Genomic DNA, 22808 nt, shown 5'->3' with positions numbered 1-22808 from the left:
CCGGTTACGGCATGGCGTGCAGGTGCGAACCGATGGTGCCGGCGACCGGACCGCCCGCCTTGGCGTCCCAGTTGGTCGACCAGGTCATCGCGCCGCCGATGCCCGGCCAGGTGGTGTCCGGCTTGTAACTGCCGCAGTTGGTGCCGGAGGCCAGGCAGTCCAGCGCGGCGTTGACGGTGGCGGCGGCGAGGTACCCGCCGCCCGCGGCGCTGGTGGAGGCCGGCACCCCGAGGCCCACCTGGTCGGGCCGCAGCCCGCCCTTGAGCTGGATGCAGGCCAGCGCGGTGAGGAAGTTCTCGGTGCCCTGGGAGTAGACGTTCCCGTCGCAGCCGTTCATCGCACCGGAGTTGTAGTACTGCATGTTGACGATGGTGAGGATGTCCTTCACGTTCAGCGCCAGCTTGAAGTACTCCATGCCGGTCGACTGCATGTCGATCGTCTGCGGCGCCATGGTGAGGATGAATCCGCTCCCCGCCTTCGCCGCCAGGGCGTGCAGCGCCTGGCCCATGTAGGTGGAACTGATGCCGTTCTCCAGGTCGATGTCGATCCCGTCGAAGCCGTAGCTCTGCATCAGGGCCCAGGCGGTGCTGGTGAACGTCGCGGCGGAGGCGGAATCGCCCACCCAGACCGTGCCGTTCTGCCCGCCGATGGAGAGCACCACCCGCTTCCCGGCCGCCCGCTTGGCCGCGATGTCGGCCTTGAACTGGGCGTCGGTGTAGCCGCCGAGACGGGAGGAGAGGGCGGGGTCGAGGGTGAAGCTCAGTCCGCCGCGGGTGGCGGTGGCGTCCGCGAAGGAGACCGCGATGATGTCGTAGGCGGCCGGGACGTCGCTGATCCGCTGGACGGTGGCGCCGTTGTCGAAGTTCTGCCAGTAGCCGGTGAGGATGTGCTTGGGCAGGTCCGGCGGCTTGCCGGTGGAGGTGGCGGTGGGAGTGGGGCTGCCGGTGGCCGTGGCCGTGGGGCTCGGCGAGGCGGTGGCGGTGGCGGTGGCCGTCGGGGTGGGGGAGGGCTGCGGTCCGCCGGGGCCGAGCAGCGAGACGTCGTCGGCGGCGAAGGCGGGCTGGCCGTACCAGCCGTGCAGGTAGACGGTGACGCTGGTGGTGTTCGGGCCGGTGGTGAAGCTCGTGCTCAGCTGGGCCCAGCCGGTGCCGCCGGGGGTCCAGGTGCTCGGATCGGTGCCGCCGGTGCCGCGGGCGCCCAGGTAGACGTACGAGCCCTGGACCCAGGAGCTCAGGGTGTACGCGGAGGAGGGCTTCACCGGGACGGTCTGGCTGCACTCGCCGGTGTCGCTCCCGCTCGGGGTGGACTGCAGGGCGTACGTGCCGGAGTGGGCGGTGGTGGTCTGGACGGTGCCGCTCGAACAGGTCCAGCCGGACAGGTTCCCGGTCTCGAAGCCGCCGTTGACGATCAGGTCGGTGTCGGCCGCGTGGGCGCCGGTGCCGCCGGCGAGCGCGAGTCCGCTCAGGCCGACGGCGACGGCGCTCGCGCCGGCGAGCAGGGAATGGACGGCGCGGGTGCGCCGGTGTCGGGCAGGTGGCATGACTCCATCTCCAGTGGGGGAGGCCCGGCGGCGCCTCGTGGGGGAGGAACGCCGTCCGGGGTGTCGATGGTGCGCTTGCGGGAGCTACCGACAACTCAAGTCCCGGTCGGGAACGGAGACTTGCCTCACAAGGTGGAGTAGACCAATTCTGCTGTCAAGAGGCCCTCGGGGCCCCTAGGCGGCCAGCGGCACGCCTTCGGCCGCCTCGGAGCCGGCGATCGCCGCGGTGAGCGCGGCGATCCGCGCCGAGGCCAGGCCGTCGCCGTAGGGGCTCGGGGTGGCCGCGAGCCGGGCGAGCCGCTCGGGGGTGTCGGAGAGCCAGGCGCGGGCCAGGGTGCCCAGCTCCTCGCCGGGCCGCACCAGCGCGGCGAAGCCGGACGCCATCGCCTCCGGGCGCTCGGTGGAGCGGCGCACCACCAGCAGCGGGCGGCCGAGCACGGTGCACTCCTCCTGCACGCCGCCGGAGTCGGAGACCAGCAGCGCGGCGTGGCTCGCCAGGCCCAGGAAGTCGCCGTAGCCGACCGGGCCGGTGACGGCCAGCCGCTTCAGCAGGCCGTCCAGGCCGAAGCGCTCGACGGCGGCCCGGGTGCGCGGGTGCATCGGGAACAGCACGGGGGTGCCGGCCCGGGCGATCCGGTCCAGTTCGGCGAGCACCGCGCCGAGCGCCTCGGCGGTGTCGGTGTTCTCCGGGCGGTGCACGGTGGCCAGCACGTAGCCGTCCGGGCGCAGGCCGTGCGCGGCGAGCAGCGCGGCGCGGGCGGCCCCGTCCGGCAGCTGACGGCGGACCACCTCGACGACGGTGTTGCCGGTGAGCTCGATCCGCTCCTCGGCCAGCGACTCGGCGCGCAGGTTGGCGACGTTCTCGCCGGTGGCGGCGCAGAGCAGGTCGGAGACGTGGTCGACCATCACCCGGTTGTGCTCCTCGGGCATCGCCCGGTCGAAGCTGCGCAGCCCGGCCTCGACGTGGACCAGCGGGATCTCCCGGGCGTTGGCGGCCAGCGCCCCGGCCAGGGTGGCGTTGGTGTCGCCCTGGACGACCACGGCGACGGGCCGGTCCTCGGCGAAGGCGGCGTCCAGCTGGCCCAGCGACTGGGCGATCTGGCCGGCCCGGGGGCGGCCGCCGACACCGGTGAGCAGCTCGGGCTCGGGCAGGTCGAGGTCGCGCAGGAAGCGGCCGGACATCGCCTCGTCCCAGTGCTGGCCGGTGTGCACCAGCCGGGTGGCGTCGCCGAGTTCGTGGATCAGCGGGGCGAGCTTGACGAGCTCGGGCCGGGTGCCGAGGACGACGGCGACGCTGGACGGGGGCAGGCACGTGCTCATGCGGGACTCCGGTCGGGAGGTGGGGCGGAGAGGAGGTGTGGGGGCTCAGGACTCGAGCGCGGTGGGGGCGCCGAGGGCGACCTTCTCGGCGTTGCGGCGGGTCTTGGCCCAGCCGTTGCGGCCGAGCAGCATCCGGACGGCGGCCCGGGTGGCGACCACGAACAGGTGGTAGGCGTAGAGCCAGACCAGGAGGCCCCAGAGCAGGCCGGTGAGCCGGCCGCGGTCGGGGTGGACGGTCCTGCGGTAGGCGAAGCCCCAGTACACCATCGGCAGCGTGGCGAGCACGAGGACGAGCAGCATCCACGGACCGAACCTGAGCTGGAACTCGGCGGTCTCCTCCGGGAAGAGCACCAGACCGGCGCCGGTGATCCCGAGCGAGACGGGGAAGAGCAGCACCAGCAGCACGCAGACCACCGGCTGGAGGAAGGTGTACACCACCTCGGCCTTGCCGAAGGGGGTGTAGTGCGGCGAGCGCAGCACCCGGCCGGTGTAGCGCAGGCACTGCATGTTGCCCTGGGCCCAGCGGGTGCGCTGGGTGAGGAAACGGCGCAGTGAGATCAGTCCCTCCTGGGAGACCTGGACCTCGGTGACGTGGGTGAGCCGCCAGCCGGCCAGGCGCAGGTCGAGGCCGGACTCGTAGTCCTCCAGCAGGGCGCGCTCGGGCCAGGGGCGGCCGGCCCGGCCCTCCTCGGCGGTCAGCGAGTCGAGGGCGGTGAGCCGGACGAACTGGCCGTTGCCGCCGAGGCCGACGCTGCCGGTGCGGCGGCGCAGCAGCTGCATGCCGGTGTTGGTGGCCTGGAACTCGACGTCCTGCATCCGCACCAGGGCGCGGGCCAGGGCGTTGGCTGCCCGGCCGCGGCCGGGCAGCGGGAGCTCGTCGTCGGCGTTGCGCATCCGGACGCCGATCTGGACGGCGCCGGTGTCGGGGCGGCCGAGCGCCTTGGCGTTGCAGACCTGGGCGAGGGTGCCGGGGTCGAGCTGCCCGTCGGCGTCGACCACGCCGATCACCACCCGGGCGCGGTCGGTGCCCTCGGGCAGCCAGGCGGAGATCTCCCGGTAGGCGGCGTTGAGGGCGGCGCCCTTGCCGATCCGGGCGTGCGGGCGGCGGCGCTGGACCAGGTGGATCCGCGGGTCGTGGGCCGCGGCGGCGAGCACGAGTTCGCGGGTGGCGTCCTCGCTGTCGTCGTCGATCACCCAGAGGTGGGCCTCGGGCGCGCCGGCGCGCAGCCCGTCCAGGGTCTGGGTGACCACGGCCTCCTCGTCGCGGCAGGGGATCACCAGGTGCCACTGGAAGGAGGCGGGGTCGCCGGGCTCGGCGGGGCGGCTGTGCCGGAAGGCGTGCCGGGAGCCGGCCCAGTACACGAGGAAGCGTCCGAAGACGAGGGCCATGTAGCCGACGAGTGCCAGGGAGATCAGTCCGGCGACGAGGACGACGGCGTCCTGGCGGAGCACGATCCATTCGTGCAGGGCGTCGGGCATGGCGCAGTGCTCCTCGTGATCAAAGGTTGATGGCTCCTATTAGCTGCGAATCGATGCTTCATTGCGGTTCAGATCGCTAAATCAATAGTAAAGGGGCGAAACTAGATGATCATGGGAAAGAACGGGCAAAGTGGTTGTTCTCACCCCGTGAAGAGGACCCGCCGAAGCTCCGTAGACTGTGGTCGTGAGCGACAAGGCCGACCCGAACCCGTACACCATCCGCCCCGCCGACGGCGGCACCGGCGACGCCCTGCGCGACGTCGAGGTGGAGCTCTCCAACCGCTGGCCGGAGAACAAGCTGGAGCCCTCGCTCGACCGGATCGAGGCCCTGATGGACATCCTGGGCCAGCCCCAGCGGTCCTTCCCCTCCATCCACATCACCGGCACCAACGGCAAGACCTCCACCGCCCGGATGATCGAGCAGCTGCTCAACACCTTCGAGCTGCGCACCGGCCGCTACACCAGCCCGCACGTGGAGTCCGTGACCGAGCGGATCAGCCTGGACGGCGCCCCGATCACCCCCGAGCGCTTCGTCGAGGTCTACCGCGACATCGAGCCCTACGTGCGGATGGTCGACGCGGCGCAGCCGGTGCCGATGTCCTTCTTCGAGGTGCTGACCGGCATGGCCTACGCGGCCTTCGCCGACGCCCCGGTGGACGTCGCCGTGGTCGAGGTCGGCATGGGCGGCTCCTGGGACGCCACCAACGTCATCGACGCCGCCGTCTCGGTGATCACCCCGATCGGGCTGGACCACACCGACAAGCTCGGCGGGACCACCGGCGAGATCGCGGTCGAGAAGTCCGGGATCATCAAGTCCGGCGCCGTGGCGGTCGTCGCCCAGCAGCAGCTGGACGCCGCCCAGACCATCCTGCGCCGCGCCGTCGAGGTGGACGCCACGGTCGCCCGCGAGGGCATGGAGTTCGGCGTCATCCGCCGCGAACTCGCCGTCGGCGGCCAGCTGGTGACGCTGCGCGGACTCGGCGGCGAGGAGTACGAGGACGTCTTCATCCCGCTGCACGGCGAGTACCAGGCGCACAACGCGGCGCTCGCCCTGGCCGCGGTCGAGGCCTTCTTCGGCGTCGGCGGCGCGCGCGGCGGGCAGCTGGACGTGGAGAAGATCCGCCAGGCCTTCTCCGGCGTCTCCTCGCCGGGCCGCCTGGAGGTCGTCCGCCGCAGCCCCACGATCGTCCTGGACGCCGCGCACAACCCGCACGGCGCCCGCGCCACCGTGGCCGCGCTCACCGAGTCCTTCGGCTTCACCCGGCTCGTCGGCGTGATCGGCACCTCCGGCGACAAGGACGTGGCCGGCGTGCTGGAGGCCTTCGAGCCGATCCTGGCCGAGGTCGTCATCACCCGGAACTCCACCCACCGCGCGATGGACGTCGACGCGCTCGCCGCCCTGGCCGTCGAGGTCTTCGGCGCGGACCGCGTCCAGGTCGAGCCCCGGCTCGACGACGCCATCGCCGCCGCCGTCACCCTCGCCGAGGAGGAGGGCGACCTCGGCGGCGCCGGGGTGCTGGTCACCGGTTCGGTCATCACGGTGGGCGAGGCCCGCCTGCTGCTCGGGAGGAAGTGACATGAGGACGCTCTGCTCCTCGACGCTGATCGGCGAGGCGTTGCTGATCATGTTCGCGGCGCTGGTCGCGATGCGGCTCTCCGACGTCTCCAACGCGGAGATCTGGACGGTCAGCGGCATCGCGATGGCCCTGTGCATCCTGCTCTGCGGCATGATCAACCGCCCCGGCGCGGTGCAGATCGGCTGGGCGCTGCAGATCGGTCTGATCGCCGCCGGCTTCGTCCTGCCGACCATGTTCGGCCTCGGCGTGGTCTTCGCCGGCCTGTGGTGGTGCTCGGTGCACTACGGCCGCAAGGTGGACGACTTCAAGGCCGCCAGGGCCGCCGCCGAGGCCGCCGCAGTACAGGCCTGAGGCCCGGACCGGCCGACCGACACGCCGTGTACGCAAGGTAATCTCTGCCCTGTCGGCACCGCTTGTCGACCCGACTGTCTGCCGAACCGAATCCCCAGGAGACGCACCGTGTCCCAGCGCACTCTCGTCCTGCTCAAGCCCGACGCCGTCCGCCGCGGCCTGGCCGGCGAGATCATCAGCCGCATCGAGCGCAAGGCCGGCTGGCGGTTCGCCGCCATCGAGCTGCGCACCTTCGACCGGGCGACGCTGGAGCAGCACTACGCGGAGCACGTGGGCCGCCCGTTCTACGAGCCGCTGCTGGAGTTCATGACCTCCGGCCCGTCGATCGCGCTGATCGTCGAGGGCGAGGAGGTCGTCAAGGGCATCCGCATGCTGGCCGGCGCCACCAACCCGCTGGAGGCCGGGGCCGGCACCATCCGCGGCGACTACGCGACGATCACCCGCGAGAACCTGATCCACGCCTCCGACTCGCCGGAGTCGGCCGAGCGCGAGATCAAGATCTTCTTCCCCGCGCACGCCTGATCCGGCGAGCAGGACCCGGGCGACACGCCCGGGGGGACGTTCGTACCGCCCCGGTCGGGACCATTGGCCCGGCCGGGGCATTCTTATCGTGAAATAGGGAACTGGCGGCGCCGACACGGCGTCCCAATCCTCGGAGATGCGATCACGCCCCGGACAATGGACGGTATGCCCCACGTCGACGTCCGTACCGTGCGGCGTGACTACGATGGACGCGACTCAAGGGCCCGGTAAGGCAGCTCAGCTGGTCTCCGCCCGAGCGTGGGCGCACGCATTCGTCCACCCCCCATGAACTCCGAGCCCGGGAAGGCACCCACACCCCATGGCGAGCAACCTGTCGTTCATCGGCCGCGACTTGGCGATCGACCTCGGAACAGCCAATACGCTGGTGTACGTCAGGGGCAAGGGCATCGTTCTGAACGAGCCGTCCGTCGTCGCGGTGAACACCAACACCGGCGGAATCCTGGCCGTCGGCGCCGAGGCCAAGAAGATGATCGGCCGCACCCCGGGCAACATCGTCGCCATCCGCCCGCTCAAGGACGGCGTGATCGCCGACTTCGAGATCACCGAGCGGATGCTGCGCTACTTCATCCTCAAGATCCACCGCCGCCGCTACCTGGCCCGCCCCCGCGTCGTGGTCTGCGTGCCCTCCGGCATCACCGGCGTCGAGCGCCGCGCCGTCATCGAGGCCTCCTCCCAGGCGGGCGCCCGCCAGGTGCACATCATCGAGGAACCGATGGCCGCCGCGATCGGCGCCGGCCTGCCCGTCCACGAGGCCACCGGCAACATGGTCGTCGACATCGGCGGCGGCACCACCGAGGTCGCCGTGATCTCCCTCGGCGGCATCGTCACCGCCCAGTCCATCCGGGTGGCCGGCGACGAGCTGGACAACGCGATCGTCCAGCACATCAAGAAGGAGTACTCGCTGCTCCTCGGCGAGCGCAGCGCCGAACAGATCAAGATGAGCATCGGCAGCGCCTTCGGCCTGGAGGGCGAGAAGGACGAGCACGCCGAGATCCGCGGCCGCGACCTCGTCAGCGGCCTGCCCAAGACCGTGGTCATCTCCGCCGCCGAGGTCCGCGAGGCCATCGACGAGCCGGTCAACGCGATCATCGACGCGGTCAAGACCACCCTCGACCAGTGCCCGCCCGAGCTGGCCGGCGACGTCATGGACCGGGGCATCGTGCTCACCGGCGGCGGCGCCCTGCTGCGCGGCCTGGACGAGCGGCTGCGCCGCGAGACCGGCATGCCGATCCACATCGCGGAGAACCCGCTGGACTCCGTCGCACTCGGCTCCGGCAAGTGCGTCGAGGAGTTCGAGGCACTCCAGCAGGTACTCGACGCCTCACCGCGTCGTTGACAGATCGCCGCACCACCGGTACCACGCGCCACATCCGACACTCGACTGAACGGGCCGCCGCCCGGGCCCCACAGCCCCGGGCGGCGGCCGGGTACGAAGGGGCAGTACCAGCACCGTGAGGGACACACGAGAGAGCCGGCTGCTGCTGATCCTGCTGGTGGCCGTCGCCTTCGCGCTGATCACCGTGGACATCAAGGGCGGTGAGGACTCCCCGCTCGGCCCGGCCCGGCACGCCGCCGCCAGTGTCCTCGGACCGGTCGAACGCGGAGCCGCCACCGTCGTCGACCCGGTCGCCGACACCGTCCGCGCCTTCCGCGACGCGGCCACCGACAGCGGCCGCACCGACCAGCTCGCCCGCGAGAACACCGAGCTGCGGCAGAAGCTCGCCTCCTCCGACATGGCGACCGGCCGCACCAAGCAGCTGGACGAACTGCTGCGCACCGCCGGATCCGGCGGCTACACCGTCAAGGCCGCCCAGGTCATCGCGATCGGCCCGGCCCAGGGCTTCTCCTGGACCATCACCATCGACGCCGGCAGCGACGACGGCCTCACCCGCGACATGACGGTGATCAACGGTCAGGGCCTGGTCGGCCGGATCACCACCGTCGCCCCCACCACCGCCACCGTGCTGCTCGCCTCCGACCCCGGCTTCTCCGCCGGCACCCGGCTGGAGGGCAGCGACGAGATCGGCTTCGCCTCCGGCGGCGGCGACAGCCCGATGAAGGTCTCCCTGCTCAACGGCAAGGCCCAGGTCAAGGCCGGCGACCGGCTGGTCACCTTCGGCTCGCAGAGCGGCCGCCCGTTCGTGCCCGGCGTCCCGGTCGGCAAGGTCGTCGAGGTCCAGGCCAACGCCGGCCAGCTGACCAAGACCGTCCTGGTCGAGCCCTTCGTCCAGTTCACCCGGCTGGACCTGGTCGGCGTGGTGGTCGTGCCGCCGCGCACCGACCCGCGCGACGCCATCCTGCCGCCGGCGCCCGCCGCGGGCCAGCCCGCCACCGCGCCCGGTCCGGCCACCGCGCCCGGCCAGGTCCCGGCCGTCGCGCCCGCCGCCCCGCCCGCCAAGCCCACTGGGGGGAACTGAGCCATGCGCCTCGCCCGCATCCCCGTCTCCGCCGGCCTCGTCCTGTTCGGCCTGATCCTCCAGGTCAGCGTGTTCGGCCGGCTCCAGCTCCCGGGAGCCACCCCGGACATACTGCTGCTCGTCGTGGTCGGCCTGGCCATGGTCTACGGGCCCACCGGCGGCTGCCTGGTCGGCTTCGCCGGAGGCCTGCTCGCCGACCTCGCGCCGCCCTCCGACCACGCCATCGGCCGCTACGCGCTGGTGCTCTGCCTGATGGGCTACGCCGCCGGACTGCTGCGCCCCGACCACGGCCGCCAGCGCTCCGTGGCCGGCTCGCTCGTCGTCGTCGGCGCCGCCGCGATCGCCTCCACCCTGCTCTACGCGATGGTCGGCGCCCTGGTCGGCGACACCGCGGCCCGGCACGTCGGCCTCGGCGGACTGGTGATCAGCGCCCTGCTCTACGACCTGCTGCTGGCGCCCTTCGTGGTGCCGCTGGTGATGTACCTCGGCCGCCGATTCGGCCGCGACCCGGTGGCCGCCGCGGACGACGACGAGGGCGGCTCCGGCCTCGGCACGCTGTCCCGCTACCGCACCACCCGCGACGCCTCGTCCGGCCCGTCGTACAAGAAGCGGCGCGTGCCCGGCTTCGCCCGCCGCCCGTAACCGGCCCGGCCCCGGCCCCGACCACCCGACCTCCCCGCATCCTGGAGCGCACGAGACGTGAGCAACATCCCCGAGACCGGACGCACCCGACGGGTGACGATCCGTCTGGTGGTGCTGCAGATCCTGGTGCTGTCGCTGCTCGCCACCCTCGGCGGGCGGCTGTGGTACCTGCAGATCCGCAACGCCAAGGAGTACACCGCGAAGGCGACCGGCAACCACATCCGCGAGGTGGTCGAACCGGCCGTCCGCGGCGAGATCCTGGACGCCTCCGGGCGGGTGCTGGCCGGCAACGAGACCCGGCTGGTCGTCTCGGTCAGCCGCACCTCGCTGCTCCAGCAGAAGGACGGCGGCAAGGCCGTGCTGGCCCGGCTGGCCGAGGTGCTGGGGATGCCCGCCAAGGACGTGCAGGAGAAGGTCCGGCTCTGCGACGCCAAGACCCCGCAGCCCTGCTGGAACGGTTCGCCGTACCAGCCGATCCCGGTCACCAAGGAAGCGACCACCCAGCAGGCGATGCAGATAATGGAGCGCCGCGAGGACTTCCCCGGGGTCACCGCGCAGCCCACCGCCGTGCGCCGCTACACCGGCGCCGAGGGCGCCAACATGGCCCAGGTGCTCGGCTACCTCTCGCCGGTCACCGACGAGGAGGTCAGCAAGACCGCCGGCAAGAGCGGCCTGGACCGCTACCTGCCGGCCGACCAGATCGGGCGGGCCGGCCTGGAGTCGGTGTACGACCGCGACCTGCGCGGCACCGCGGGCATCACCAAGCTGGAGGTGGACAACCTCGGCCGGGTGATCGGCAACGCCGGCACCGTCGCCCCGCAGACCGGCGACAACCTGGTCACCAGCATCGACGCCCGGGTGCAGAAGGTCGTCGAGGACAACCTGGCGCAGGCCATGAACGACGCCCGGAACACCTTCGACAAGGTCACCAACCGCAACTACGAGGCCGACTCCGGTGCCGCCGTGGTGATGGACGTGCACACCGGGCGGATCGTCGCGATGGCGAGCGCCCCCACCTACGACCCCAACCTCTGGGTGGGCGGCATCAGCGGCAAGGACTACCAGTCGCTGACCAGCAAGGAGTCCAACTTCCCGCTGCTCAACCGGGCCATACAGGGCCAGTCCGCCCCCGGTTCGACCTTCAAGGTCATCTCCACCACCGCCGCCGTGCAGGCCGGCTACTCGCTGGACGGCCGCTACGACTGCCCGAAGAGCATGACCATCGGCGGCCGCGAGTTCAAGAACTTCGAGAGCGAGAACTTCGGCCAGATCTCCCTGGAGAAGGCGCTGGAGGTCTCCTGCGACACCGTCTTCTACGGCCTGGCGTACGACCAGTGGCTGAAGGACGGCGGCATCAAGCCCAAGAAGGACCCGGGCGACTGGTTCTTCAAGACCGCCCACGAGTTCGGCCTCGGCGCCAAGACCGGCATCGACCTGCCGTCCGAGGTGCCCGGCCGGGTGCCCGACCGGCAGTGGAAGCAGTCCTTCTACGACAACAACAAGGACGCCTGGTGCGCGCAGGGGCAGAAGGGCGGCAACAGCTACTCCGACCAGATCGCCCGGGAGAACTGCGTCGACGGCTACCAGATGCGCGCCGGTGACGCCGTCAACTTCGCGATCGGCCAGGGCGACACCCTCGTCACCCCGGTCCAGATGGCCCGGATCTACTCGGCGCTGGCCAACGGCGGCACCTTCTACCGGCCGACCGTCGCCAAGGCCGTGATAAGCCCCGGCGGCGACCTCGTCCGCGAGATCCCCCCGCACGAGGACGCCAAGTTCCCCGGCGACCAGAAGCTGCTCAGCTACATCGACCAGGCCACCGAGAGCGTCATCAAGACCGGTACCGCCGCCTGGAAGTTCAACGGCTGGCCGCAGGACAAGATCACGCTGCACGCCAAGACCGGCACCGCCGAGGTCGAGGGCAAGCAGACCACCTCCTGGCTGACCACGTACAGCAAGGACTACGCGGTCGTCATGACGATCAGCCAGGGCGGCACCGGCTCCGGCGGTTCCGGTGACGCCATCCGCCGGATCTACCAGGCGCTGTACGGCGTCGACGACAAGGGCGCCATCGACAACGGCAAGGCGCTGCTGCCGGCGCCGCAGGCCGAGCTGCCGAAGTTCAACCCGGACGGCACCGCGATCATCAAGCCGGTCGCCTACGGCGTCGACCAGGCGCCGGGCGCCCAGGCCCTGGCTCCGGCGCAGGCCCAGGCCGCCGTGCCGGCCCCGGCGCTGCTCGACACGGCCGCGGCGCAGCCGGCCCCGGCCTCGGCCTTCCTCGACGAGACGCCGCCGGCCGACCGCCCGGCGTCGTACACCGCGGCCGACGCCGCGCTCGAACCCTCGCGCGGACCGGGAAGGGGACGGGCATGACCTCCTACGGCTCGTACCGGCAGCTGCGGCTGGCCCCGCAGCGCCGCGGGGTCTCCAAGGCCCTGGCCAAGGACTCCCCGCTCTGGCGGCTGGACTGGATACTGCTGGTGGCCGCGCTGGCCCTGTCGGCCGGCAGCTCGCTGCTGGTCTGGTCGGCCACCCGCGGACGCGACTCGCTGACCCACGGGGACCCGCAGTACTTCCTGTACCGGCACCTGACCAACTTCGTGGTCGGGCTGGTGCTGTGCTCCGTGGTGATAGCGATAGGGAGCCGGCGCTTCCGCACGATCGTGCCGTTCCTGTACGTCGGCGTGATCCTCATGCTGCTGGCCACGCTCAGCCCGCTGGGCTCGACCATCAACGGCGCGCACTCGTGGATCCAGCTCGGCGGCGGCTTCTCGATCCAGCCCGCCGAGTTCGCGAAGCTCTCGATCGTGCTGGCGATGGCGGTCGTGCTGTCCGACCAGGTGGACGCGGGGGAGCGGGAGTTCCCCTCGCACCGGGCGGTGTTCCGGGGGCTGATCTGGGCCGGGCTGCCGATGGGCATAGTGCTGCTGATGCCGGACGCCGGCTCGGTCATGGTGATGGCCGCGATCGTGCTGGGCATCCTGCTCGGCTCCGGCGCGGCCAACCGCTGGGTGCTCGGGCTGCTGGTCGCGGGCACCGCCGGGTGCGTGGCGATCTGGAAGTTCGGGCTGCTGAGCCAGTACCAGATCGACCGCTTCGCCGCCTTCGCCAACCCGCAGCTCGACCCGAACGGCGTCGGCTACAACACCGCGCAGGCCCGGATCGCGATCGGCTCGGGCGGGCTGACCGGCAAGGGGCTGTTCCACGGCACCCAGACCGTCGGACAGTTCGTGCCGGAGCAGCAGACCGACTTCGTGTTCACCGTGGCCGGTGAGGAACTGGGCTTCATCGGCGCGCTGGCGATCATCGCGCTGGTCGGGGTGGTCCTCTGGCGGGCCTGCCGGATCGCCCGGCAGGCGACCGACCTGTACGGCACGATCGTCGCGGCCGGGGTCATCGCCTGGCTGTCCTTCCAGGCCTTCGAGAACATAGGGATGTGCCTGGGCATCATGCCGGTCGCGGGCATCCCGCTGCCGTTCGTCTCGTACGGCGGCTCCTCGATGTTCGCGAACTGGATCGCCATCGGGCTGCTCCAGGCGGTGCGGAGCCAGCGGCCGATAGCGGCCTGAGCGCGCGGCGCGGTGCGGCGGGGCCGGTCCGGGATCTCCCGGGCCGGCCCCGCCGCCGTTCCCGGGCCGGTCGGCGCCCGCCGGGCCGGTCGAAGTGTTCGCCGACTCCCGTCCTGCTGACGGTCGTCGGCCTTCGTCCGGCCGGGCCCGGTCAGAGCAGGCAGTCGGCGGTGGCGAGGACGGCGCGGGTCTGGTGCGCGAGCTGCTCCTGGACCGGGACCCAGCGGACGCCGAAGTGCCGGCGCAACCGGTCGAGGCTGTCGGCGACGACCGCGCGGGCACGCTCGCGGGCGGCCTCGGCGGCCGGGCCGCGGGCGTCGGCCAGCAGCCGCAGCAGGACCGACGCCACCCGCAGCGGCACCCGCGCCGCGACCAGCCCCGCGGTGGTCACCCGGGAGGTCGTGAGCGGCTCGGCGCCCCAGCGCTCCAGCCACTCCTCGGCCACCCGCGGGGCGACCGCCAGACTGGACTCCGCGGTGCGCAGCAGCGCGCCGTACGCCTCGTGGCCGTACGCCTCGTGGCCGTGCGCCGGGACGCCCGGAAGCAGTCCGGCGAGCTCCTCGGCGCCCAGCGTGAGGTCGCGGGCGGCATCCGCGAGGGCCCGCCGGCCGGCCGGGTGGGGGCGGGCGTCACCGACCGCGTCCACGGCCCACATCGGGACCTCCAGCACCGCGGTGACCGCGCCGTACCGGGCCGCGTACGACCAGGTGGACAGCTCGGGCTCGTCCGGCAGGGCCAGGGAGCCCCCGGTGCCCGGGGCCGGCATCAGATAGGTGCCAGGGTCCGGGCTGGCCCAGCCGATCGCGTCGTAGGAGTCCACGTCGAGCGGGACGCCAGCCCGCTGCGCGGAGCGGGCGAAGCGCCCGGCCAGCCCCAGGACGGGACGCGTGAGCTGGGCGAACGCGCCGCCGAAGTCCACCCCGTGCAACGAGCACTGAAGAAAAGGGCGCAGCTCGTCGATCAGCCCGGTCAGCGCCACGCTCTCCGGCATCGGCGGGCGGCCGGAGCCGGGGGCGGGCAGCAGCTCGGGCTGCTCCTCGAAGGAGGGGCGGAAGAAGTGCTCGTAGTGGCGCCGCATGGTGAGCGGGCCGTCCAGCCAGCCGGAGTTGAGCGCGGCGCCGTCCGGGTCGAGGCAGAGCAGCAGGTGCCAGGAGAGCCCAGGGCGGGCGGGGTGGTCCAGCAGCACCTCGGCGAGCCGGACGGCCCCGGCGGTGCCGACCGGCTCGTTGGGGTGCGGGCCGCCGACCACCAGCACGGCGCGCGGCCCGCGGTCCACGGAGAGCAGCAGCAGCGGGCGTCCGGCCCGGGAGCGGCCCACCTCGCGCAGCCGGCAGCGGTCCGGGTGCCGCAGGGCGAGCCGCCGTGCGGCGGACTCCGCCTGGGCCGGAGTGGGGTAGCGGGCCGGCCGGGTGTCGAGGGTCCGGAGCGGGCGGATCCTCCGACCGGTGTCGGTCATGGTTCTCCTTGCGCCGGTCGTACGGCCGCCGGGGCGCGGGCGTGCGGGTGCGCCGCCGGGCACGGCGTGCGGGCGGGGGACGGGGACGGGTGAAGGGGCGGGGCGTGGCATCCGCGGGCCGGGACGGCGGCCGCGCGGGGCCGGGGCGGGGCCTGGCGGAGACGGACGGGGCCGTACCGGGGCGGCCCGTGGGAGGGAGAGGAACGCCGGCCGGAAAAACCGGCGAGGGCCGAGCGTACGACTCAACTTCCTTGTCCGGAAGGGGTGCAGATCTCTTTGGCGGAGCCCTGTCAGTACCGCACGGCCCGTCCGGGCGTGTCAACGGCGGACTGCACCGGCCGTCGGGCGCGCACCGCGCGTGCCGGGGCGGGCACCAGCGGGTGCGGGCGGACGGCCAGGACCGGTGGCGGACACCGGCGGGAACGGGAAGGCCGCGGCCGTCCGGGGGCGCGCCGGAGCGCGGACGGCCCGTGATCCGGGGCAGACAGCCCGTTCCCCGGATTGGGCTACCCTTGAGGGTCACCCCTCCCGTGCCGGACCGCGGCACCGAATCACGTCGTAAGGGTTCCTAGTACATGACTGTCGAATCGGTCTTCCCACGCCTGGAGGCCCTCCTCCCGCACGTCCAGAAGCCGATCCAGTACGTCGGCGGCGAGCTGAACTCGACCGTCAAGGACTGGGACGCCTGCGACGTCCGTTGGGCACTGATGTACCCCGACGCCTACGAGGTGGGCCTGCCCAACCAGGGCGTCATGATCCTGTACGAGGTGCTCAACGAGCGCGAGGGCGTCCTCGCCGAGCGCACCTACAGCGTCTGGCCGGACCTCGAAGCGCTGATGCGCGAGCACGGCGTCCCGCAGTTCACCGTGGACGCCCACCGACCGGTGAAGGCCTTCGACGTGTTCGGGCTGTCCTTCTCCACCGAGCTCGGCTACACCAACATGCTGACCGCGCTCGACCTGGCGGGCATCCCGCTGGAGTCCCGGGAACGCACCGACGACGACCCGATCGTCCTCGCCGGCGGCCACGCGGCCTTCAACCCGGAGCCGATCGCGGACTTCATCGACTGCGCCGTGGTCGGCGACGGCGAGCAGGCCGTCCTCGACATCACGGAGATCATCCGCGCCTGGAAGGCCGAGGGCCGCCCCGGCGGCCGGGACGAACTGCTGCTGCGCCTGGCCCGTACCGGCGGGGTGTACGTCCCGAAGTACTACGACGTGGAGTACCTGGCCGACGGCCGGATCGGCCGCATCGTGCCGAACGCCCCGGGCGTGCCGTGGCGGGTGTCCAAGCACACCGTGATGGACCTCGACGAGTGGCCGTACCCGAAGCAGCCGCTGGTCCCGCTCGCCGAGACGGTGCACGAGCGGATGTCCGTGGAGATCTTCCGCGGCTGCACCCGCGGCTGCCGCTTCTGCCAGGCCGGCATGATCACGCGCCCCGTGCGGGAGCGAAGCATCACCGGCATCGGCGAGATGGTGGAGCGCGGGCTGAAGGCGACCGGCTTCGAGGAGGTCGGCCTGCTGTCGCTGTCCAGCGCCGACCACACCGAGATCGGTGACATCGCCAAGGGCCTCGCGGACCGCTACACCGAGGACAAGATCGGCCTGTCGCTGCCGTCCACCCGCGTCGACGCCTTCAACATCGACCTCGCCAACGAGCTGTCCCGCAACGGGCGCCGCTCGGGCCTCACCTTCGCCCCCGAGGGCGGCAGCGAGCGCATGCGCAAGGTGATCAACAAGATGGTGTCGGAGGAGGACCTGATCCGCACCGTCGCCACCGCCTACGGCAACGGCTGGCGCCAGGTGAAGCTGTACTTCATGTGCGGCCTGCCCACCGAGACCGACGAGGACGTGCTCCAGATCGGCGAGATGGCGAAGAACGTCATCCAGAAGGGCCGCGAGGTCACCGGCCAGAACGACATCCGCTGCACCGTCTCCATCGGCGGGTTCGTGCCCAAGCCGCACACCCCGTTCCAGTGGGCCCCGCAGCTGTCCGCCGAGGACACCGACGCCCGCCTCGCCAAGCTGCGCGACTCGATCCGCGGCGACCGCAAGTACGGCAAGAACATCGGCTACCGCTACCACGACGGCAAGCCGGGCATCGTCGAGGGCCTGCTCTCGCGCGGCGACCGCCGGGTCGGCGCGATCATCCGCGCGGTCTACGAGGACGGCGGCCGCTTCGACGGCTGGCGCGAGTACTTCTCGTACGACCGCTGGATGCTCTGCGCCGAGAAGGGCCTGGCCGGCACCGGCGTCGACGTCGACTGGTACACCACCCGCGAGCGCACCTACGAGGAGGTGCTGCCCTGGGACCACCTGGACAGCGGCCTCGACAAGGACTGGCTCTGGGAGGACTGGCAGGACGCCCTGGAGGAGGTCGAGGTCGACGACTGCCGCTGGACCCCGTGCTTCGACTGCGGCGTGTGTCCCCAGATGGACACGGCCATACAAATCGGCCCGACGGGCAAGAAGCTGCTCCCGCTGACGGTCGTCAACGGCCCTGGCCAGTAGGAATGCATGGTGGCGTGGGTGACACGGCGAGCGAGCTGTGTGACCTACTTCACAGCCTCTCGGAGGGTGAGCGGGAGCTCGTCCTGGGCGCGCTCGGCCTGAGCCGCGCCCCGGACGGGTCTTCCAGCTCCTCCCGGGAGGCCCGGCAAGGCGGCCGGAGGACCCCTCTGCCCGCCGCCCGGAGTGCCCCGGGCATCGAGTCCTCGATCGAGTGGGTCTGAGGCTCTGAGGCCACGCGTAGAGCCCTCCCCGATTTGTCTGGGGAGGGCTCCTGCATTGGGCGGGCTTGTGATTTGCCGCGTCGAGCCTGCACGGGCTCAGCGGTGGCAAGTGCGTCGGGTCTGAAGCTGGCTGCATTGGGCAACATGACCGAAGTCACCGCTCTGGGGGCATACTCAGGCTCAGACCAGCTATCTGTGGGGGGGCGCATGCACTGGAACATCCAGATCCGTGTTGGCAATGACGAGAGCGAGTACGTTGCCTTGCGGGACCTGAACGCCCAGCTACTGCTTTCGTGTCATGACCTGGATGGGGTCCGGTGCAGGGTTGAGGTTGTCGACAAGCGGATGGACGACATCCTTCGAAAGCTTCGCGTTGCAGGCGTATACCCCTCTATGGATGTCATGGAGGTGCTGAGCGTTCTTGCTTCTGGTGGCAGCTTGATGACAATCCGCACGGTCGTGGTCAAGTGGTTGGCGGAGCGCAAGAAGCCGACTCTCCTAGAGCTGACCCTCCCCGATGGCCGTAGCTTCAAGATCGACTCCCAGCTGACCCCAGCCGTGCAGGAGCAGCTGATTTCCGAGGCCTTCAAGCTTGCGGCCGAAGATCAGGCCACGGCACCTGATGTCAAAGCATCCGTCCAAGTGAGCGACCCTGAAGCTGAAGCCTGAGTAGGCGCTCCCGCCAGGAGGGGCGCCGTCACATTTTGATAGGAGTCAGGGCCTTGAAGCGATGCGGGTGGACCCACCTCGACCCTGTCTGAGAAGGCCCCAATGCGCGGCAGAGCCAGCTCTGCTGGAGTTCCCCACCTTCGAGTGGCGCCCAGTAACTGTCAGCTACCCCCTATGAGTGACAAGTGCGAGGCGGCCGAGCGGGACAGGCTCTCCAGGATGGCCTTACCCTTCTCGGCCGTGCCGAGGGACGGGCGGCCGATGATCCCGTTCCGGGTGTAGCCGGCCATGCCCAGAGTGAGGAGGTGGGGGCGCTCCGGGGCATCGCAGTCGTCGCCCTCGATGCCTTCGCGGACGAGGTGGGGCGCGCCGTGGAGGAGGAGGGACACCTCCAACTCGCCGCCGTGCATGTCCTCGGCGCCGCTGCTCTCCAGGGCGGCGGCTTCGCGGGCCTGGTGCCAGTCCTCGCGGACCGGGAAGAGGGCGACGCGTGGGCCCTCGGTGTTGGCCTCCTGGACCACGTTCGAGAGGACGTAGTTCCCGCCGTGCCCATTCACGATCAGCAGACCGGGGACGCCGGACGCCCGGAGGGACTTCCACGTGTCGTTGATCACGGCGTAGAGCGTGGCCGCGCTGATGCTGACGGTGCCCGGCATGTGGGCGTGCCCGTGGGAGCAGGACAGCGTGATGGGTGGCAGGAGGAACAGGTCGTAGTCGGTGGCGATCCGCTGGGCGATCAGGCTGGCGACGACGGTGTCGGTAGTCAGGGGCAGGTGATCGCCGTGCTGCTCGAAGCTGCCGACCGGCAGCACGGCGACCTTGGCGCCGCGCCGGCGTTCGTCTGCGGAGGTGGCGGCCGTGATCAGTGCGTCCATGGGCCCAGCCTCTCTCATCAGGTCAACGGCGGTCGAGAGGGGATCCGCCGCTCATCAGGGTCAAGCGGCCAGTGAACGTGGCTACTTCGGGTACGGCTCTCCACCGCTGGAGTGCCCTGCCTGCTGCGGACAGTTCGGACATGGCTCGGGCGGACTCGGTGTCGATGGCGATTGACAGTGCCCGGTCTGCCGCTGCGGTGGCCTGCTCGGGTTCGCCGGACACCGCGTAGGCGCGCGCCAACCTGGAGAGGTACACGCCCTGGTCGTTGCGGTAGATCGAGGGCAGGATCTGGAGCTCGGCCTCGAACATGTCCACGGCCGTTCGCGGGTCGCCCAGTTCGAGCAGGCAGTTCGCGCGCTGCATCTCGATGTACGTCGGCGTGCAGTACGCCAGATCGAGGGCATCGTCCGCGTGGGAGTCGTCCGGTTCGGCGGCGAGTCCGTGGGCCTCGTCGAACTTGGCTTGGGCGAAGCGCTGGTTGCCCGTGAGGCTGTGGCCCTGGGCCTCCTGCTGAGCGGCAAGCGCGCGGATGCGGAGGGTGGCGCCGGCGGCTCGTTGCGCGGCGCGAGCGAGGCTGATGGCCTTCTGGGCATCGCGCCGTGCGGTGGCCTGGTTGCTCTTCCGGAAGAGCACGTAGGCGGCCATGACGTCATCGCCCGCTTCCTGCGCCCATTCCATGGCGCGGTCCGACCAGTAGAGGGCCTGGTCGAAGTCGCCGAGATCCTGGTTGAGCCAGCCCAGGAACTCCGCGGTGCGGGCGCCGATGATGAGGAGATCGTCCCGGGCACGCCCGGCGGCGTCTTGCTGAATGCGGTCGAGCAACCGGACGTGTCGGGTCACCGCGTCGAGCGCGTGGCGGGAGCCGAGCAGGTTCGCGGCCCGGTAGTGGCCGGGGCATCAGGCCGCGCAGGTGGCTGACGAAGAACTCGGGGTCGATCGGTGAGTTGAGGCCCTGCCCGGTAGCGGACGGCTCCGGCACGCGGCGCCTGGGCGAGGGGAGGGGCGTCTCCTGTTCCCACTCCCTGGCGGCCAGCCCGAGCATGTGTCCGGGGATGTGGAGGCCGTCCGCGATCCGTTCGATGAGGTCGATCTTCTCGATCTTGCGCTTCCCGGAGGCGATCTCGCCGACCCGGCTCGGGGTCATGTCGCAGGCGCGGGCGATGAGCGAGGGGTAGATTCCGGCGAGCTTGAGCAGCCGGAACACCGCGGCGAAGTCGCGGCTTCGGCATGCCGCGATCATCTCGGGGTTGGCGAGCAGGCCGGCCGGGAGCCGGTCCGGAACGCGCGCATCGGTCACCGCAGCCCCCGCTATCGATCAATAGATGCCGCAAGGAAGTTGATTACCTGTGAGTTTACCCACATTGGGTAATCACCTTGGGTACGAAGTTCGCACTCCCTCTCGGCAACCTGATGGCAAGGGCCGGGTTGTCGAGGTCCGGTCGTCCCTGTGGGCACCGGGAGGGTGGTGCGCTTTGATGAGCTTGGGAGAACCCCAGGGCACTGCTGAGTCGCCTGAGATGGACGGCGGGATACCCGCGTTCGAGGTGAGGCTCACCCGCCACCGAAGGTCCGCCGGCGTGGCCCGGCTGCACCTTCGCACCTTCCTAGCCAGTGTGCCGGGCGGGGGTGTTCTCGCGCACGACGCCGCGGTGGTGCTCGACGAGTTGGTGAGCAACGCGGTGAAGCACGCCAGGGTGTCCAAGGGGCGGCGGATCTACGTCCGCTTCGAGATGGTGGTCGATCACCTTCGGTTGGAGGTGCACGACGCGAGCAGCGAGAAGCCGGTGATCCGGCGGTCCGCTGGCCTGGACGCCGAGTCGGGGCGGGGGCTGTGCCTGGTGGAAGCCCTGTCCGTGGAGTGGGGCTTCGTGCCTCGCCCGGAGGGTTTCGGGAAGATCGTTTGGGCTCTGGTGGGCCCGGGAGGCGGTGCGTCGTGAGCAAGCGGGCGCCCGGGTCGACGGAGACCCGGTGTTTCTACTGCGGTGTGGGGCTGCTGAGGGCGGTGACCCGGGTCATCGTGGTGAACGGCCGGATGGTCCGTGTCCACGCGTGGCACCCGCGCCGTGCGGGGGAGGTGTCCGGGTGATGGGGCTTCCCGTGGATGCGGGCACGGGCGCTCCTGCGCGCCCCGCCGACCGGTTTCCGCACATCGCCCTCAGCTTGGGGCAATGGCGGGTCGATGAGGCCTACTGGGCCGTGGAGCGGGTGCGCACCGGGGTGCCCCTGGCGGAGATGGACCACGCCGAGTTGCTGTCCACGGCCGAGAGCGCGTTGAAGCACGCGGAGTCGCTGGTCTCGCTGCTGGAGGCGGTGGAACTTGCGACCCCCATCGACTGGCCGAAGACCCTCGACGAGGTGATCACGCCGATCCGCGAGTACTTGAAGTGGACGCTGGACGCGCACAGGCCGTACGCGGGCTCGGCGGAGTACGTCGGTGAGGTGAAGCGGGTCGGTGGCTGGCCCTCGGTCCGGGTGCGAGTGGAACTGGAAGCCGTGGAAGGGACGCCGAACGGATCGGCGACCAAGCGCAACGCACGGAGGAGGGGGAAGGCATGACCGAGACACCGTGCACACGACCTCGGCGGGCACGCCGTACCCGTTCCCGGTGATCGTGGAAGTCCGAGGCGTGACGGCGCCCGCGCGCTTCAACAGGCTGCCGGACGCGATGGCCGCGCTGCTGGCCACGTTGGGCGCCTTGCCGCTCAGCCCCGACCAGCAGGGGTACTTCGCCGAGCTGTTCGGGCCGTCGGCGGTGCCGTCGGTCGGGCGCCGGCTCGCGACGCACGGGGAGGTGCGGGCCCTTGCCTTCCTCGACCTGACCCCGACCGTGGTCCGCCTCTACCCCGCCGGCCCCGGGGCGCCGCAGTGATCCGGCGGCTGAGGGCCTGGCGGGACTGCGTCTCGACCTGGTGGCTTCTGGACGGCCAGTTCTCCTGGCCGGTGCGCGCCGTCTCGCCGGGGCGTCGAGCCGCACACCGTGACGTGATGGCGTGGTGCGACGAGCCGGGTTACGCCGCGGGGCAGCGAGCGCAGCTGATGCGCCGTATCTGGCGCGAGGAGACCGGAGTTGAGGACCCGCTGGCCGGTCTGAGCGAGGCGGAACTGTTCAGCCGGATCTTCGGCAGGGAGGAGCCGACGCGCGACCGCGCGTGACCTGACCAGGGACAACAGAAGACGTGCCGGACCACCCCGAGACCTTGGCGGGAACAGGGGTGGTCCGGTGGGTCGGAACCCGGTGCCGATGGTATCGGGCTCCTCGGCATGTCTGTGCACGGATGGCCGGTTTGGTTCTTGACCAGGGGAGTTGAAGGACAGTTGGACGAGGACGACGACTTCGGTGCGGAGTTGGCGGAGAGCCTCGACCCGGACTCGTGGGTGTGGCTGCCAGGCGTCGACTACGCCGCCGGCTGGCGAGTCGCGAGACGGACGGCGGACGAGGTGAACTCCCTCCTGGCGGCGTGCGGTGTGGACCGCTCGCAACTTCGGGCGATCGCCGACACCGATGCTCAGGGCGGGGCACTGGTCCGCCTTGAGGGCGTTCCAGAAGGGTGGACGAGTCTCACGGGACTCCTCTGCCTAGCATCCAGCATTCGAGATCGCTTGGCCTGACGGTGGCGCAGACATCTCGTCGC

The 22808-nt window shown here is 71.3% G+C and carries 20 protein-coding genes; 14 read left to right on the top strand and 6 right to left on the bottom strand.

Going from position 1 to position 22808, the window contains the following annotated elements; all coding sequences use genetic code 11:
- Positions 1 to 4: 4 nt before the first annotated feature.
- The 3 genes from ACWD4P_RS10720 to ACWD4P_RS10710 all read right to left on the bottom strand — a co-directional run bounded on the left by ACWD4P_RS10720 (position 5) and on the right by ACWD4P_RS10710 (position 4339).
- On the bottom strand, positions 5 to 1540 hold the full coding sequence (locus ACWD4P_RS10720; RefSeq protein ID WP_449779357.1) for a chitinase: 1536 nt from the start codon (positions 1538 to 1540) through the stop codon (positions 5 to 7).
- A 174-nt stretch (positions 1541 to 1714) separates the two neighbouring features.
- Complete coding sequence (gene wecB, locus ACWD4P_RS10715) at positions 1715 to 2860, bottom strand: non-hydrolyzing UDP-N-acetylglucosamine 2-epimerase (protein WP_449779356.1); 1146 nt, start codon at positions 2858 to 2860, stop codon at positions 1715 to 1717.
- Positions 2861 to 2905: 45 nt separating this feature from the next.
- Positions 2906 to 4339 (bottom strand): glycosyltransferase family 2 protein, encoded by a 1434-nt coding sequence (locus ACWD4P_RS10710; protein WP_449779355.1) that lies wholly within the window; start codon positions 4337 to 4339, stop codon positions 2906 to 2908.
- 184 nt (positions 4340 to 4523) lie between these two features.
- Here ACWD4P_RS10710 and folC point away from each other — a divergent pair, with 184 nt between their 5' ends.
- The 8 genes from folC to rodA all read left to right on the top strand — a co-directional run bounded on the left by folC (position 4524) and on the right by rodA (position 13441).
- On the top strand, positions 4524 to 5915 hold the full coding sequence (folC, locus tag ACWD4P_RS10705) for a bifunctional tetrahydrofolate synthase/dihydrofolate synthase (RefSeq protein ID WP_449779354.1): 1392 nt from the start codon (positions 4524 to 4526) through the stop codon (positions 5913 to 5915).
- Between the two features lies 1 nt (position 5916).
- On the top strand, positions 5917 to 6267 hold the full coding sequence (locus ACWD4P_RS10700; protein ID WP_449779353.1) for a DUF4233 domain-containing protein: 351 nt from the start codon (positions 5917 to 5919) through the stop codon (positions 6265 to 6267).
- 108 nt (positions 6268 to 6375) lie between these two features.
- The gene (ndk, locus tag ACWD4P_RS10695) at positions 6376 to 6789 is read left to right on the top strand and encodes a nucleoside-diphosphate kinase (protein WP_224277488.1); all 414 of its coding nucleotides are present in this window, start codon (positions 6376 to 6378) and stop codon (positions 6787 to 6789) included.
- Positions 6790 to 7120: 331 nt separating this feature from the next.
- Positions 7121 to 8146 (top strand): rod shape-determining protein, encoded by a 1026-nt coding sequence (locus tag ACWD4P_RS10690; protein ID WP_049648984.1) that lies wholly within the window; start codon positions 7121 to 7123, stop codon positions 8144 to 8146.
- A gap of 115 nt (positions 8147 to 8261) precedes the next feature.
- Positions 8262 to 9227, top strand: a complete 966-nt coding sequence (mreC, locus tag ACWD4P_RS10685) for a rod shape-determining protein MreC (protein ID WP_359819889.1) — start codon at positions 8262 to 8264, stop codon at positions 9225 to 9227.
- 3 nt (positions 9228 to 9230) lie between these two features.
- Positions 9231 to 9869, top strand: coding sequence for a rod shape-determining protein MreD (gene mreD / locus ACWD4P_RS10680; RefSeq protein WP_359819891.1), 639 nt, complete (start codon positions 9231 to 9233; stop codon positions 9867 to 9869).
- 57 nt (positions 9870 to 9926) lie between these two features.
- Positions 9927 to 12245 carry a penicillin-binding protein 2 gene (mrdA, locus tag ACWD4P_RS10675; protein WP_449779352.1) on the top strand — a complete coding sequence of 773 codons (2319 nt, stop codon included), beginning with the start codon at positions 9927 to 9929 and terminating at the stop codon, positions 12243 to 12245.
- Positions 12242 to 13441 (top strand): rod shape-determining protein RodA, encoded by a 1200-nt coding sequence (gene rodA / locus ACWD4P_RS10670; protein WP_359819897.1) that lies wholly within the window; start codon positions 12242 to 12244, stop codon positions 13439 to 13441. The genes mrdA and rodA overlap by 4 nt, the downstream gene beginning before the upstream one ends.
- Before the next feature lie 151 nt (positions 13442 to 13592).
- On the opposite strand, the gene ACWD4P_RS10665 is transcribed toward rodA, so the two are convergent.
- Positions 13593 to 14897 (bottom strand): M14 family zinc carboxypeptidase, encoded by a 1305-nt coding sequence (locus ACWD4P_RS10665; RefSeq protein WP_359819899.1) that lies wholly within the window; start codon positions 14895 to 14897, stop codon positions 13593 to 13595.
- 575 nt (positions 14898 to 15472) lie between these two features.
- Here ACWD4P_RS10665 and ACWD4P_RS10660 point away from each other — a divergent pair.
- Complete coding sequence (locus ACWD4P_RS10660; protein ID WP_449779351.1) at positions 15473 to 17410, top strand: TIGR03960 family B12-binding radical SAM protein; 1938 nt, start codon at positions 15473 to 15475, stop codon at positions 17408 to 17410.
- Positions 17411 to 17775: 365 nt separating this feature from the next.
- A complete protein-coding gene (locus ACWD4P_RS10655) occupies positions 17776 to 18300 on the top strand; it encodes an effector-associated constant component EACC1 (RefSeq protein WP_449779350.1) in 525 nt (174 codons plus the stop codon).
- Between the two features lie 161 nt (positions 18301 to 18461).
- On the opposite strand, the gene ACWD4P_RS10650 is transcribed toward ACWD4P_RS10655, so the two are convergent.
- Together ACWD4P_RS10650 and ACWD4P_RS10645 are read right to left on the bottom strand one after the other, a co-directional pair.
- A complete protein-coding gene (locus ACWD4P_RS10650; RefSeq protein ID WP_449779349.1) occupies positions 18462 to 19175 on the bottom strand; it encodes a creatininase family protein in 714 nt (237 codons plus the stop codon).
- Between the two features lie 22 nt (positions 19176 to 19197).
- On the bottom strand, positions 19198 to 20016 hold the full coding sequence (locus ACWD4P_RS10645; protein ID WP_449779348.1) for a hypothetical protein: 819 nt from the start codon (positions 20014 to 20016) through the stop codon (positions 19198 to 19200).
- Between the two features lie 737 nt (positions 20017 to 20753).
- Here ACWD4P_RS10645 and ACWD4P_RS10640 point away from each other — a divergent pair.
- The 4 genes from ACWD4P_RS10640 to ACWD4P_RS10625 all read left to right on the top strand — a co-directional run bounded on the left by ACWD4P_RS10640 (position 20754) and on the right by ACWD4P_RS10625 (position 22785).
- A complete protein-coding gene (locus ACWD4P_RS10640) occupies positions 20754 to 21113 on the top strand; it encodes an ATP-binding protein (RefSeq protein WP_449779347.1) in 360 nt (119 codons plus the stop codon).
- A gap of 148 nt (positions 21114 to 21261) precedes the next feature.
- A complete protein-coding gene (locus ACWD4P_RS10635; protein ID WP_449779346.1) occupies positions 21262 to 21732 on the top strand; it encodes a hypothetical protein in 471 nt (156 codons plus the stop codon).
- 10 nt (positions 21733 to 21742) lie between these two features.
- The gene (locus ACWD4P_RS10630; RefSeq protein WP_449779345.1) at positions 21743 to 22045 is read left to right on the top strand and encodes a hypothetical protein; all 303 of its coding nucleotides are present in this window, start codon (positions 21743 to 21745) and stop codon (positions 22043 to 22045) included.
- A 446-nt stretch (positions 22046 to 22491) separates the two neighbouring features.
- A complete protein-coding gene (locus tag ACWD4P_RS10625; RefSeq protein ID WP_449779344.1) occupies positions 22492 to 22785 on the top strand; it encodes a hypothetical protein in 294 nt (97 codons plus the stop codon).
- Positions 22786 to 22808: the final 23 nt, after the last annotated feature.

The organism is Kitasatospora sp. NPDC002543 (assembly GCF_053594915.1).
This window is presented reverse-complemented; position numbering and strand designations above follow the sequence as displayed.